Genomic DNA, 13689 nt, shown 5'->3' with positions numbered 1-13689 from the left:
CTGTTGCCGGATGGATCCGATCGCAGACCTCCTCAGTGGACCCCGGGCCCGTGGTGCCTTCGTGCTGCGCGCCATCCTCAGCCCGCCCTGGTCGCTGCGCGTCGAGGACGAGGCGCCCCTGACGCTGATCGCCCTGGTACGCGGCTCGGCCTGGATCACGCCGGCCGGGGGCGAGCCCGTGCTGCTCGGGCCGGGCGACGTGGCGATCGTGCGCGGGCCCGAGCCGTACCACCTGGCCGACGTGCCGGGGCGGCCTGCCGAGGTCGTGATCCGGCCGGACCAGCAGTGCACCTCAGTGGACGGTGAGTCGGTCGCCGAGACGATGGGGCTGGGCGTCCGGACCTGGGGCAACGACTCCGACGGCGAAACGGTGATGCTGACGGGGACGTACCAGACCCCGGGCGAGCTGAGCCAGCCGCTGCTGAACTCGCTGCCGGGGCTGCTCGTGCTCCGCGAGGCCGACTGGGAGAGCGAGACCGTCCTCCCGCTGCTGAGGGCCGAGGTGGCGAAGGATTCCCCCGCGCAGGCCGTCCTGCTCGACCGGCTGCTGGACCTGCTGCTGATCACGGCGCTGCGGGCGTGGTTCACCCGGCAGGACGCTGGGGCTCCGGCGTGGTACCGGGCGCAGTCCGACCCGCTCGTCGGCCGGGCGCTGCGCCTGCTCCAGAACGACCCGGCCCACGCGTGGACGGTCGCGGGGCTGGCGGCCAGGCTCGGGGTGTCCAGGGCGCTGCTCGCGCGGCGGTTCGCGGAGCTGGTGGGGGAGCCGCCGATCGCGTTCCTGACCGGCTGGCGGCTCGCGCTGGCGGCCGACCTGCTGCGCGAGCCCGGGAGCACGCTCGGGACGGTGGCGAGGAAGGTGGGTTACGGCAGCGGGTTCGCGCTCAGCACGGCCTTCAAGCGGAACCGTGGAGTGAGCCCGCGCGAGCACCGGGCCGCGTGACGCCCCGCCCGGCGCCCGCGTACTCCCCGGCGAGCAGGTCGTCTGAGGTGCGGATCGCGTCGGCCGTGTAGTACCGGCTGATCTCCGCCACCCAGGCTCCCGTGGCCAGCCGGCCCCCGGTGGGGTCGGCCAGCTCGGCGTAGAGGGTGCCGCTGTAGCCGGGCGAGAAGCCGACCGCCGTCATGCAGGCCACGAAGTCGTCCAGCTCGATCATGCCGTCGCCGTCCCGGTCGGCGAGGGCCGCGATCGGGGCCGCGTACTGCGGGCGGCCGCCGGGCAGTGCCGCGACGCTCACGGCACCCTGGGCGTACTCCTCGGCCGACACCTGGCCGTCCCCGTCGGAGTCCATCGGGGCGATCACGGTGTGCCAGTAGTCGCGGTAGCCGGCGATCAGGGCCGCCGACTTCACCGACTGGGCCGGCTCGCCCAGGGCCTCGATCACCTGGAGCGCCAGGAGTTCGAAGTCCCGGCGGTCCAGGTGACCGTTCCCGTTGACGTCCATCATCCGGAACCGGGCTTGCGCACGGTGCCAGTTCTCGTTCATGACCCAACCCCCGATGTGCCGCGCGACGCGGCGGTGTCCGACAAGAGCCATCGGATATTAGCCCATATAAGACAAAAGCCCTTTATCGGTACGTGGACGCGCGGTCCCGGTCACTCCACTTCGGCCACAGCCTCGGCGAACTGGGCGGCGTACAGCCGGGCGTACGCGCCACCAGCGGCGAGCAGCGCCTCGTGCGTGCCCTGCTCGACGATCGAGCCGTGCTCCATGACGAGGATCAGGTCGGCGTCGCGGATCGTGGACAGCCGGTGGGCGATGACGAAGCTGGTCCGGCCCTTGCGGAGCTCGTTCATGGCCCGCTGGATGAGGACCTCCGTGCGGGTGTCGACCGAGCTGGTCGCCTCGTCCAGGATCAGGATGGCCGGCTCGGCCAGGAACGCCCGCGCGATCGTGACCAGCTGCTTCTCGCCCGTGCTGACCCCGGCGCCGTCCTCGTCGAGCACGGTGTCGTAGCCGTCGGGCAGGGTCCGGGCGAACCGGTCGACATGCGTGGCCCGTGCCGCCTCGTGGATCTGCTCGCTGGTGACCGGGCCCGGCGCGCCGTAGGCGATGTTGTCGGCGATCGTCCCGCCGAACAGCCAGGCGTCCTGGAGCACCATGCCGGTCTTGGCGCGCAGGTCCTCACGGGTCATCCGCGCGATGTCGACGCCGTCGAGCGTGATCCGCCCGCCGTCGAGCTCGTAGAACCGCATCAGCAGGTTGACCAGGGTCGTCTTGCCGGCCCCGGTCGGCCCGACGATCGCCACCGTCTGGCCGGGCTCGACCTCCAGCGACAGGTCCTCGATCAGCGGCCGGTCCTCCGTGTACCGGAAGGACACGTGCTCGAAGGCGACCCGGCCTCTGGCCTCCCGTACAACCTCGGGGTTTTCCGGGTCTGGTTTCTGCTCCTCCGCGTCGAGCAGCGCGAACACCCGCTCGGCTGAGGCGACCCCCGACTGGAGCAGGTTCGCCATGCTCGCCACCTGCATGAGCGGCTGGGAGAACTGCCGGGAGTACTGGATGAAGGCCTGGACGTCGCCCAGCGACATCGTTCCGGAGGCGACCCGCAGGCCACCGACGACGGCGACCAGCACGTAGTTGAGGTTGCCGATGAACATCATGGCCGGCTGGATCAGCCCGGAGATGAACTGGGCCCGGAAGCTCGACGTGTACAGCGCCTGGTTGTGCTCGCCGAACGTCTCCGCTGACTCCTTCTGCCGCCCGAACACCTTCACCAGCGAGTGCCCGGTGTACATCTCCTCGATGTGCCCGTTGAGCCTGCCGGTCGCCGCCCACTGCTGGATGAACTGCGGCTGGGCCTTCTTGCCGATCCGCGCTGTGACCACAATGGACACCGGGATGGTGACGAGTGCGATCACCGCGAGCAGCGGCGAGATCCAGACCATCATGGCCAGCACGCCGATCACTGTCAGCAGCGAGGTGACGATCTGGCTGAGGGTCTGCTGGAGCGACTGGGCCAGGTTGTCGATGTCGTTGGTGACCCGGCTGAGCACCTCACCCCGGGGCTGCCGGTCGAAGTAGCTCAGCGGCAGCCGGGCGAACTTGGCCTCGACCTCCTGCCGCAGGTCGAAGATGGTCCGCTGGACCACCGAGGTGGTGATCCGGCCCTGGAACAGCGCGAAGCACGCCGAGGCCGCGTACAGGGCCAGGGCGAGCAGGAGTACCTGGCCGACCCTCGTGAAGTCGATGCCCTGGCCGGGCACGATGTCCATCGCGCCGAGCATGTCGGCGAGCGTGTTGTTGCCCTCGGCCCGGAGCCGGGCGATCGCGCCGGCCTTGGACTCGCCGGCCGGCAGGCCAGCGCTGACCACCCCGGTGAAGACGAGGTCGGTGCCCCGCCCGAGGATCTTCGGCCCGGCCACGGCCAGCGCCACGCTGACCGTCCCGAACAACAGGATCATGCTGACCAGCAGCCGGCGTGGCCTGAGCATCCGGAGCAGCCGCTTGCTGGAACCCTTGAAGTCCAGCGACTTCTCCGTGGACGGCCCGGCCATGAACGCCGCCGGTCCGCGCCCCATCATCGGGCCGCCCGCCGGGCGCTGCTCCCGTCTCGGGGTGTCGCGTTCCCCCTTCAGGCTGGTCATGCCGCCTCCGCCTCGGTGAGCTGGGAGAGGACGATCTCCCGGTAGGTGTCGTTGCTGGCCATCAGTTCACTGTGGGTACCGGAGCCCGCCACCCGGCCCTCGTCGAGCACGATGATCCGGTCGGCGGTGCGGATCGTGGCCACCCGCTGGGCGACGATCACGACCGTCGCGTCCGCGGTCTCGGAGGCGAGGGCCGCACGGAGCGCGGCGTCGGTGGCGTAGTCGAGCGCGGAGAACGAGTCGTCGAAGAGGTAGATCTCGGGCCGGGCGACCAGGGCCCGCGCGATCGCGAGCCGTTGCCGCTGGCCGCCGGACACGTCGGTACCGCCCTGGGCGATCGGCGCGCCGAGCCCGTCCGGCATGTCCGCCACGAAGGACTTCGCCTGCGCGATCTCCAGCGCCCGCCACAGTTCCTCGTCGGTGGCGTCGGGGCGGCCGTAGCGGAGGTTCGAGGCGACGGTGCCGGAGAACAGGTACGGCTTCTGCGGGACGAAGCCGACCGTGCGCGACAGGAGGGCCGGGTCGAGGCTGCGGACGTCGACGCCGCCGACCAGGACCTCGCCGGCGGTGACGTCCATGAGGCGGGGTACGAGATTGAGGAGTGTGGTCTTGCCCGCGCCCGTGCTGCCGATGACGGCTGTGACCTGACCCGGCCGTGCGAGCAGGTCGATGCCGCTGATCACCGGTTCCTCCGCGCCCGGGTACCTGAACTCGACGTCGCGCAGTTCGAGGTGTCCCTTGAGGACGGTCTCGGTGACCGGCTCGGCCGGGGGTACCACGCTGGAGGCGGTGTCGAGCACCTCGCGGATCCGTTCCGCCGACACCTCGGCCCTGGGCACCATCATGAACATGAAGGTCGCCATCATGACCGACATCAGGATCTGCATCAGGTACGACAGGAACGCCGTCAGCGCCCCGACCTGCATGTCTCCCACGTCGATCCGGTGGCCGCCGTACCAGAGCACCGCGACGCTGGTGACGTTGCCGATCAGCATCACGGCCGGGAACATGTACGCCATCAGCCGGCCGACGCCGAGCGACACGTCGAACAGGCCGGTGTTGGAGGCGGTGAAACGCTCGCGTTCCCGGGTGTCGCGGACGAAGGCGCGGATCACGCGGATGCCGGTGATCTGCTCGCGCAGTACCCGGTTGATGTCGTCGATCCGGTCCTGCATCAGGCGGAACTGCGGGCGCATCTTCCGGATGATCAGTGCGAGGGCCACGCCCAGCACCGGCACCATCAGCAGCAGGACCCCGGACAGCGGCACGTCCTGGTTGAGTGCCATGACGACACCGCCGACGCCCATGATGGGCGCGGAAACCATCATCGTGAACGTCATCAGCGCCAGCATCTGCACCTGCTGGACATCGTTGGTGGTCCGCGTGATCAGGGACGGGGTGCCGAACTGGCCGACCTCCCGCGCCGAGAACGACTGCACCCGGCCGAAGACGGCTGCCCGGATGTCGCGGCCGATGGCCATGGCCGTCCACGCTCCGAAGTAGACGGCCCCGGCGGTGCACAGGATCTGGGCGACGCTGATCGCGAGCATCACGCCGCCGGTCCGCACGATGTAGCCGATGTCGCCCTTGACCACGCCGTTGTCGATGATGTCGGCGTTGAGCGTCGGCAGGTACAGGCTCGCCAGGGTCTGGACGAACTGGAACAGCACCACCAGCGTGAGCTGCCGGCGGTACGGGCCTGCGTGCTCCCGGAGGAGTGTGATCAGCACCGGTGCTCCCTTGGGTCGATCGCCGGGGCCAGCTCGGCCAGCGAGAGGGGTTCGCCGGGGCCGGCCGCTTCGAGGGCTTCGGCCACCGGGGTCAGCGGAGACAGCGCCGCGTCGAGGCTGTCGACGAACGGGCCCGCCCGGCCGGGGCCGAGCCAGTGCTGGGTGGCGACCCGGCTCGCCGCGTAAACGGCGGCGGCCAGCACCGCGACGTCGAGCCGCCCGCGCTGCGCGCCGATCCGGTCGGCGACCGCGTCGGCGAAGTGCTGCTCCCCGGCCGCGCTCGCCTTCATGAACTCGCGGGCGAGGGCCGGCGTGCTCATGATCAGGAGGATCACCTCCCGGTCGGGCTCGTTGCCGGCGTACAGCCCGGTCATCGCCCGGCGGATCGCCAGGGCCAGGGGCTCCCCGGGCGGCCGGGCGGTGAGCCGGGCGCCCAGCTGCACGGCGCGCTCGATGCTGAGGGCACAGATCGCTTCCTCGCGGCTGGAGAAGTAGTTGTTGTACGTCCGCGGCGACACGCCAGCCGCCGCGGCGATCGCCTCGACCCGGACGTTCCCCAGGCCGTGCTCCTTGGCCAGCCGGAGCGCCGCGGCGATGATCGCCCGCCGCGTGGCGGCCTTCTTGCTCTCCCGCAGGCCGGTGGGCCTCGCGGGCTCGTCGGTTGCCATGCCGCGACCGTACACCCAAAAATTGCGTGGCACGAATAATTTCGCGGTACGCAACTTCAGTCCTGTGCGGGAGTGTCGAGGTCCCGGGGGCTCGCGATGTCCTCGCACGGGACGAGACGGACCTGGTCAGCGTGGGCTTCCAGGTACGGGCGGGCTCCGGTGTCGCCCAGCGCGAGGGCCGCGACGCCCGGCCAGTGGTCCCGGCCGAGCAGGACGGGATGGTCGCGCTGGCCGTCGTACGTGGCGGCGGCCAGGGACGCGGCATCCGCCCCGCCGATCACCCTGCATACCGCTGCCGGAGTCACCCAGGGCATGTCGGCGAGCACGACAGCCACGGCGGCCGCCTCGGTGGCGGCCAGGGCGGTGAGGCCCGCGCGCAGGGAGGAGCCGATCCCGGTACGCCAGTCCGGGTTCATGACGATGAGAGTGCTGGTCAGGGACTCGGCCTGGCGGATGACGCCCGGAGCCCCGGCGCCGAGGACGACGGCGACGGGTACGCAGCCGCCCTCGCGGAGCACGGTGACGCCCCGGTCGGCGAGCAGCTGCCCGCCGAGCACGATCAGGGCCTTCGGGCCGCCGTACCTGCTGCCACCTCCGGCGGCCAGGAGCAGGCCGGCGACGCGACCTGGGCTCACGAAACGGAGCGTAATCGCCTCCGGGTACGGGAAAGGGGTGTTTGGGGTGAGGGCCTGTTGGCTGATATCCGGGCCCGGGCGGCAGCGGGGTGGGAGCCTGGAAGCCTAGGGGGAGCCGTGGAGTTCTTCAGGCCCTTGACGTGGGAGGACGCGCTGGCGGCGCTGGCGGCCCATCCCGATGCCCTCCCGGTCGCCGGCGGCACCGATGTGATGGTCGACCTGAACTTCGCCCGGAAGCGCCCGCCGGCCCTGCTCGACCTGACCCGCGTCCCGGAACTGGCCGGCTGGGCGGCCGACGGGCCGGTGCTGCGGATCGGCGCAGGAGTCACGTACGAGCAGATCATCAGTGGCCTGGGTGACCTCCTGCCCGGGCTGGCGATGGCCTCGCGGACCGTCGGCTCGCCGCAGATCCGCAACCGGGGCACTGTCGGCGGCAATCTCGCGACCGGGTCCCCGGCCGGGGACGCGCATCCGCCGCTGCTCGCGACCGGGGCGAGCGTGGAACTGGCCTCGGCACGCGGGACCCGGGTCGTTCCTGTTGACCAGTTCTTCCTCGGTCCGAAGAGGACAGTCATGGAGGCTGGCGAACTGATCGCGGCGTTTCTCGTGGAGCCGGCGAAGGGACCGCAGCAGTTCGCGAAGGTGGGCACGCGTAACTCGATGGTGATTGCCGTCTGCTCGCTCGCTGTCGCGCTCGATGAGGAGAGCCGGACCGTGGGCACCGGGATCGGCTCGGCCGCACCGACTCCGAGGCGGGCCGTGGAGGCTGAACGGTTCGCGGCGGAGGCGCTGCCGTGGGACGGCGGGGTGCTGGCCGACGCGACGGCGCGGCGGTTCGGGGAACTGGTGGCCGCCGCGTCCGACCCGATCGACGACGTGCGGGGCTCGGCCGCGTACCGGCGGCACGCCCTGGCCGTCCTCGGCGCACGTGCCCTGCGCTGGGCCTGGGAAGGACGGCGGTGACCATGCGGGTCCGTTTGGAAGTCAACGGCCGTGTCGCCGAAGCCGACGACGTGTGGCCCGGCGAGAGCCTGCTCTACGTGCTGCGCGAGCGCCTCGGCCTCCCCGGCTCCAAGAACGCCTGCGAGCAGGGCGAATGCGGATCGTGCACGGTGTACCTCGACGGCAGGCCCGTGTGCTCCTGCCTCGTGCCGGCCGGGCAGGCCGAGGGCCGGGACGTGGTGACGATCGAGGGCCTTGGCGACGGGCGGGCCGGGCGGGCTTTCCTGGCCGCCGGGGCTGTGCAGTGCGGATTCTGCACACCGGGGCTGATCGTGGCCGTCGACGACCTGCTCCGGCGGATACCGGAACCTGACGACGAGCAGATCCGGGAGGCCCTGGCGGGGAACCTGTGCCGGTGCACGGGATACCAGAAGATCATGGAAGCGGTGCGGATGGCGGCGGAGTCATGACCACTACCATCGTGAGCGGACGGGTCGGGGACAGTGCGACCCGGCCGGACGGTGTGCTCAAGGTGTCCGGGGAGTTCGCCTTCGCCTCGGACCTGTGGGCCGACGACATGCTCTGGGGCGCGACGCTCCGCAGCCCGTACCCGCGAGCCCTGATCCGGGGCCTCGACATCGGCCCTGCGCTGGCCCTGCCCGGCGTGTTCGCGGTGCTGACCCATGAGGACGTGCCGGGGGAGAACCAGTACGGGCTCGAACACGCCGACCAGCCGGTGCTGGCCGTGGACCAGGTGCGCTACCAGGGCGAGCCGGTCGCGATCGTGGCCGCCGGCCACCCGGAGACGGCACGCCGGGCGCTCGCCGCGATCGTGGTCGCCTACGAGGAACAGGAGCCGGTGACCGACCCGGAGGACGCGCTGCGTGACGGGTCTGACCTGGTACATCCGGGCGGGAACCTGGTGCGGCACGTGCGGATCCGGCGGGGTGATCCGGACGCGGTGGCCGAGGTGGTCGTGTCCGGTGAGTACACGGTCGGCATGCAGGACCAGGCATTCCTCGGGCCCGAGTCGGGGCTGGCCGTTCCTGCCGAGGACGGCGGTGTCGACCTGTTCATCGCGACGCAGTGGCTGCACGCCGACCAGCGGCAGGTCGCGGCAGCGCTCGGCATGCCACCGGAGAAGGTGCGCCTGATCCTGTCCGGCGTCGGCGGGGCCTTCGGGGCCAGGGAGGACGTGTCGATGCAGATCCACGCCTGCATGCTGGCCCTGCGCACGGGGAAACCCATCAAGATGGTGTACTCCCGCGAGGAGTCCTTCCACGGCCACGTCCACCGCCACCCCGCCCGCCTCCGCTACACGCACGGCGCGGCGCGCGACGGCCGCCTGGTCTTCGTCCGGGCCGGGATCGTCCTCGACGGCGGGGCGTACGCCTCCACCTCGTCGGCCGTCTGCGGGAACGCCGCCACGCTCGGCTTCGGCCCCTACGACGTGCCGAACGTGGCGATGGACGCCCGGGCCGTCTACACCAACAACCCGCCGTGCGGGGCGATGCGCGGCTTCGGCGCGGTGCAGGCGTGCTTCGCGTACGAGTCGCAGATGGACAAGCTCGCCGCCGCGCTGGACATGGACCCGGTGGAGCTGCGCGTCCGCAACGCCATGTCGACGGGTTCCGTGATGCCGACCGGGCAGGTGGTCACGGGGCAGGCACCGGTCGCCGAACTGCTCCGCCGGGTACGGGACATGCCGGCCGCCCCGGCCCCGTCCGCGCTGCCCGGCGGGAGCGGGAACACGACGCACGGCGAAGGGGTGCGGCGGGGCGTCGGGTACGCGATCGGGATCAAGAACGTCGGGTTCTCGGAGGGCTTCGACGACTACGCGACGGCCCGCGTCCGGCTCGAACTGGTCGGCGGGGAGCCGGTGGCGACGGTGTACACGGCTGCCGCCGAAGTCGGGCAGGGACTGGTCACAGTGGAGTCCCAGATCGTCCGCACCGAACTCGGCATCGAGCGCGTCGTCCTCGCCCCGGCAGACACCGGCGTCGGCAGCGCCGGATCGTCCTCGGCTTCACGGCAGACGTACATGACGGGCGGGGCGGTCCGGGCGGCCTGCCTGGCGATCCGCGACACGCTCCGGCGGCGGGAGGCCGAGGGCTGGGCCGAGCCGCTCAGCGAGCCGGCCGACGAGACGGTGCAGTGGCGGCACCGGCCGACGAGCCCCCTCGATCCGGAGACCGGGCAGGGTGACGCGCACGTCCAGTACGCTTTCGCCGCGCACCGGGCCACCGTCGACGTCGACACCGAGCTGGGCATCGTGCACGTCGCCGAGATCGCCACAGCCCAGGACGTCGGCCGGGCCATCAACCCGCAGGCCGTCGAGGGCCAGATCCACGGCGGCGTCATGCAGGGCGTCGGGCTCGCCGTCATGGAGGAGATGCGGATCTCCGGCGGCCGGATCCAGAACCCGTCGTTCACCGACTACTTGATCCCGACCATCGCCGACGCGCCGGTCATCCGCACCGACATTCTCGAACTCGGCGACCCGGATTCCCCGTACGGCCTGCGCGGCGTCGGCGAGCCGCCCACGGTGTCCTCGACGGCCGCCGTGGCAGCCGCGATCAGGGCGGCATGCGGCCGGGCACTGACCCACGTGCCGATCGGCCCGGCAGCCATCGCTGGCGTGGAGGACGAGCAGGGGTAGCGGCCGTTTTATAGCATCAGGCCCGACCGGGAAGGATCGGTGCCGATGCTCGACTATCTGCGGATCTACTCAGACGCCGTCCGCGCGCTGCTGCCCGCCGGCGAGCAGCCGAGGGCGATGGGCTCGTTCCTGCTCGCGTACGGCGAGAACAGGGTCGAGCGCACCCCGGAGCAGATCCAGGCCCTCCTGGACAGGATGCCCGGGCCGGTCCGGCGCGAGTACGAGCGGCTGCTGGCCGGCCGCCCGCCGGAGCAGTCGGCTCTCGACAGGATCATCACCCCGGCGCTCAAGCCCCTGGCCTGGCTGGACTCGCTCAGCGCCGGCCCGCCCGGCGAGATCGGCGGCGTGGCGATCTCCGGGCATGTCGGCTCGATCGCCGCGTCCTTCGCGGAGCTGGGCAAACCCGGCCAGTCGCAGTACTACCTGGTCACCACCCACCGGCTGCTCATCCTGCACCAGGACAGCGGCAACCAGTTCAGCCTGGTCCTCGCCCTGCCGAGGGCCGCCGTGGCCCGGGCCGCGAGGGAAGGGACGTTCCTCCAGCGGGGCCGGGTGCTGATCGAGTTCATCGACTTCTCACGGATCGCCGTCAACACGGCGATGTTCACCACCAGCCGGGCAGAGGCGCTGGCCGCCGCGCTCGCGGGCCGGTAAACGGAGACAACCTCCCCATCGCACCGGAGACCCCCACCGGAAAGGCAAGCAGAGTGAACCTGCACATTGATCCGGACAAGATGGAGACCTTCGCGAAGTCCTCCGACCAGAGGCAGAAGGACTTCAACACGCAGGCGACGAAGATGAAGGAGACCCAGCTGCCGGAGGACGCCTTCGGCCGGATCCCGTTCTTCTCCCACCACCTGTACTCGATCTACAACGATCACGTGAAGGTCTGCCTGGACGGCATCGAGTCGGCCGCCACCGTGATGACCGGCATCGCCAACGGCGTCCGCGCCGTCGTCGCCAACCACGAGGCCGGCGACGCCGCGATGAAGACCGACCTCCAGGCGATGGAAGACGCGATGGGCAACACGAAGATCAAGGGGATGGGTCAGTGAGCGCGGACAAGAACGACCACAAGAACCGGCTCCAGGAGTGGTTCGACACGTTCCCCGGCTTCCTCCAGCAGCCGCTGCGCCCGATCTTCGACAAGCTCACCGAGGGCCTGCAGTGGGTGGCGGGTGACCCGGACGAGATCATGAAGGTGGCCGGCAAGTACACGGCGATCGCCGAGCAGGTCAACAAGCTCGCCACCCAGCAGAACACCGACCGGGCCAAGCTCGCCGGCGCCTGGGACGGCGAGAGCTACACCGCCTTCACGACCAGGATGACCGACGTCGAGAGCAGGCTGGCCAAGCTCGCCGAGGCCACCGGCAAGACCAAGGAGGTGCTCGACGCGCTCGCCGAGGCCTGCGTCGAGGCCGCGAACCTGATCATCGACATCATCATGATGCTGCTGACCTGGCTGCTGGCCGAGGCCGCGATCGCCCTCGCGCTGTCGGTGATCTCCTTCGGCACCAGCCTCGTGGCCGGCGTCGCCTCGTGGATCGCCAGCGGCCTGCGGGCCCTGGCCCAGGTCAGCCGGGTCGTGCAGAAGTTCTCCCAGATCCTGCTGAAGCTCGCGCAGGTCTTCGAGAAGATCGCCAAGATCCTGAAGACCGTCGCCGAGGTGCTGAAGGTGGTCAAGGAGATCCTGGCCGCGCTGCGCAGCCTGAAGGGCTTCACCAGCGTCCAGGGCCTCGCCTTCACCGGCATCAACGCCGGGGCGCACTACGTCGCGGCCCAGGGCATCCGGGGCGTCACGGGCGGCAACGTCAACATTCCAGGCCTGGGTGGCTCGGCGATCAACGCCGGCGGCGACGGGAAGGACATCAAGGACAACATCGACCGGGCACAGGACGCCTCCGTCGCGGAGTAGACCCGGGCAGGTGCAGCACAGGCCGCCGGTGCCCATGCCCCGGCGGCCTGCCCCACACCAAGATCTTGCAGCTGTTCCGGGTGTTCAGTCCTCCAGTGCCCGGAGCACGTCGTCCATCTGGGCGATGAGCCCGTTCATCCGGTAGTCGAACATCTCCTCGGCCTCGGCCATCGCCGACGCGAGCCCGGCTCCGCCGCCGTCCGGCCCGGACAGCCCGCTGCGCAGCTGGTCCGCCTCGTCGAGAGCCGCGTTCACCGCCTCGGTGATGTGCTCGCCGAGCGTGTAGTTGTCCAGCTCGCGGAGCGCCGTCGTGCCGACCCGGATCCCGGTCACCAGGCCTGCGCCCGTCACGGTGACAGTCACCGTGCCCTCCCGGGACGTACCGGTGGCCTCGGCCTCGGTCAGCTCCCGCACCCGCTCGGTCAGCTCGGCCACCCGCTCGGGGAACGACGCGAGCATGTCCTCCAGCTGCCGCATCCCGCGGTCGTCTCTCGGCGAGGTCATCGCCCCGTCACCTCCACTCGTCAGGGCGGGCAGCGGGGGACCCGGCCCGGTCAGCCTCGGCCCTGGCCTGCTCGACCGCGTCCCGCGCCCCCGGGTCGAGCGCGGCCAGCAGCCGCTCCGCCGACCGCTCCTGTGCGTTGCGCAGCGCGTTGTTGACGGCTTCCACCAGCGTCGCTTCCAGCTCGCCGGCACTGGCCCGCAGGGCCCGCGCGCTCACGTACACCGAGACGAGCCGTGGCCGGCCGTCGGCGGTGATCGTGATCTCGCCGTCGGCGTGGCTCAGCTCGTACTCCTCTGACTGCGCTCCGGCGATGGCCCGTTCCAGGCCGGCCGTCCGCTCCGTCATCTGGCTGATGAACCGGTCGAAGTCCTCGGTCGCCATACCCGGGTCTGGCATGCCCACGAGACGGGCCTCCCATCCATTCACTGACTCAGGCGGATGCAGTGTACGGACCCCGGGCAAGTCCTGCCGCGCGCCGGTTACCCGCGCACGGCGAACCGGGGCGGCCACGTATGACCGCCCCGGTTCGCGCCGCGGAGGACTAACAGAGCTGGCCGCCGCACACGGCCGGGATCCAGGCGGACGAGGTGAGCTGCGTCAGCTCCCCGCCGTAGGCCAGGACCACGGTCGCGGTGATGGTCTGGTCGCCGCCCATCGCGTTGGCGGAGACGTTGCAGTAGTAGGTGGTGCTCGTGCAGCCGTAGACCGGGCCGGTGTACGGGCCGCTCAGGAACCACTGGTACGTGGTGCCGGCCGGCGCGCCAGCCACCCGGAACTGGACGCTGTACTGCGCCGCCACCTTGAAGGTCCGGCAGTTGCTGGAGTAGCTCGTGCTGACAGCCGGGCTGATCTTGCAGCCGAGGCTCCCGGGGACCGCGGCCTGGGCCGGGGCCGCCGTCAGCGCGACGCTGCCGAAGACCGCCAGAAGCGTGGTCAGTACTGCGAGAATCCGGGCGGTCGTAGAACGCCGCGTGGTGCCCTGGTGCACGGGTGCCTCCTGCTGTTGCTGTTCTGAAGGGGGAGCTGGGCCGCCGGGGCAGCCCTGC

Annotated in this window: 15 protein-coding genes; 7 read left to right on the top strand and 8 right to left on the bottom strand. The window is 71.0% G+C overall.

Features of this window, described 5'->3' with window-relative positions:
• Window positions 1–10: 10 nt before the first annotated feature.
• Window positions 11–943, top strand: coding sequence for an AraC family transcriptional regulator (locus A3G1_RS0106295; protein ID WP_018348620.1), 933 nt, complete (start codon window positions 11–13; stop codon window positions 941–943).
• Here A3G1_RS0106295 and A3G1_RS33470 read toward each other — a convergent pair.
• From A3G1_RS33470 to A3G1_RS0106270, 5 genes are all read right to left on the bottom strand, one after another.
• Complete coding sequence (locus tag A3G1_RS33470) at window positions 897–1487, bottom strand: EF-hand domain-containing protein (protein ID WP_018348619.1); 591 nt, start codon at window positions 1485–1487, stop codon at window positions 897–899. The genes A3G1_RS0106295 and A3G1_RS33470 overlap by 47 nt on opposite strands.
• 110 nt (window positions 1488–1597) lie before the next feature.
• Complete coding sequence (locus A3G1_RS0106285) at window positions 1598–3589, bottom strand: ABC transporter ATP-binding protein (protein ID WP_018348618.1); 1992 nt, start codon at window positions 3587–3589, stop codon at window positions 1598–1600.
• On the bottom strand, window positions 3586–5319 hold the full coding sequence (locus tag A3G1_RS0106280; RefSeq protein ID WP_018348617.1) for an ABC transporter ATP-binding protein: 1734 nt from the start codon (window positions 5317–5319) through the stop codon (window positions 3586–3588). Before A3G1_RS0106280 ends, A3G1_RS0106285 begins: the two co-directional genes overlap by 4 nt.
• The gene (locus tag A3G1_RS33465) at window positions 5313–5987 is read right to left on the bottom strand and encodes a TetR/AcrR family transcriptional regulator (protein WP_018348616.1); all 675 of its coding nucleotides are present in this window, start codon (window positions 5985–5987) and stop codon (window positions 5313–5315) included. The genes A3G1_RS0106280 and A3G1_RS33465 overlap by 7 nt, the downstream gene beginning before the upstream one ends.
• A gap of 56 nt (window positions 5988–6043) precedes the next feature.
• Window positions 6044–6622, bottom strand: coding sequence for a nucleotidyltransferase family protein (locus A3G1_RS0106270; RefSeq protein WP_018348615.1), 579 nt, complete (start codon window positions 6620–6622; stop codon window positions 6044–6046).
• A gap of 117 nt (window positions 6623–6739) precedes the next feature.
• Here A3G1_RS0106270 and A3G1_RS0106265 point away from each other — a divergent pair, with 117 nt between their 5' ends.
• The 6 genes from A3G1_RS0106265 to A3G1_RS0106240 are packed head-to-tail and all read left to right on the top strand — an operon-like array spanning window position 6740 to window position 12138.
• A complete protein-coding gene (locus A3G1_RS0106265; RefSeq protein ID WP_018348614.1) occupies window positions 6740–7585 on the top strand; it encodes an FAD binding domain-containing protein in 846 nt (281 codons plus the stop codon).
• Between the two features lie 2 nt (window positions 7586–7587).
• Window positions 7588–8034, top strand: coding sequence for a (2Fe-2S)-binding protein (locus A3G1_RS0106260; RefSeq protein WP_026211856.1), 447 nt, complete (start codon window positions 7588–7590; stop codon window positions 8032–8034).
• Window positions 8031–10223 carry a xanthine dehydrogenase family protein molybdopterin-binding subunit gene (locus tag A3G1_RS0106255; protein WP_018348612.1) on the top strand — a complete coding sequence of 731 codons (2193 nt, stop codon included), beginning with the start codon at window positions 8031–8033 and terminating at the stop codon, window positions 10221–10223. Before A3G1_RS0106260 ends, A3G1_RS0106255 begins: the two co-directional genes overlap by 4 nt.
• Before the next feature lie 45 nt (window positions 10224–10268).
• Entirely contained in the window at window positions 10269–10877 is a 609-nt protein-coding gene (locus tag A3G1_RS0106250; RefSeq protein ID WP_018348611.1) for a hypothetical protein, read from the top strand.
• Between the two features lie 53 nt (window positions 10878–10930).
• Window positions 10931–11278, top strand: coding sequence for a hypothetical protein (locus A3G1_RS38220; protein WP_018348610.1), 348 nt, complete (start codon window positions 10931–10933; stop codon window positions 11276–11278).
• Window positions 11275–12138 (top strand): WXG100 family type VII secretion target, encoded by an 864-nt coding sequence (locus A3G1_RS0106240; RefSeq protein ID WP_018348609.1) that lies wholly within the window; start codon window positions 11275–11277, stop codon window positions 12136–12138. The genes A3G1_RS38220 and A3G1_RS0106240 overlap by 4 nt, the downstream gene beginning before the upstream one ends.
• Window positions 12139–12222: 84 nt before the next feature.
• On the opposite strand, the gene A3G1_RS33455 is transcribed toward A3G1_RS0106240, so the two are convergent.
• The 3 genes from A3G1_RS33455 to A3G1_RS0106225 all read right to left on the bottom strand — a co-directional run bounded on the left by A3G1_RS33455 (window position 12223) and on the right by A3G1_RS0106225 (window position 13631).
• Window positions 12223–12642, bottom strand: coding sequence for a YbaB/EbfC family nucleoid-associated protein (locus A3G1_RS33455; RefSeq protein ID WP_083936777.1), 420 nt, complete (start codon window positions 12640–12642; stop codon window positions 12223–12225).
• A 7-nt stretch (window positions 12643–12649) separates the two neighbouring features.
• The gene (locus A3G1_RS33450; protein ID WP_083936776.1) at window positions 12650–13039 is read right to left on the bottom strand and encodes a YbaB/EbfC family nucleoid-associated protein; all 390 of its coding nucleotides are present in this window, start codon (window positions 13037–13039) and stop codon (window positions 12650–12652) included.
• A 145-nt stretch (window positions 13040–13184) separates the two neighbouring features.
• Complete coding sequence (locus A3G1_RS0106225) at window positions 13185–13631, bottom strand: hypothetical protein (protein WP_018348606.1); 447 nt, start codon at window positions 13629–13631, stop codon at window positions 13185–13187.
• Between the last annotated feature and the right edge of the window lie 58 nt (window positions 13632–13689).

The organism is Longispora albida DSM 44784 (assembly GCF_000379825.1).
Taxonomy (GTDB): domain Bacteria; phylum Actinomycetota; class Actinomycetes; order Mycobacteriales; family Micromonosporaceae; genus Longispora; species Longispora albida.
This window is presented reverse-complemented; position numbering and strand designations above follow the sequence as displayed.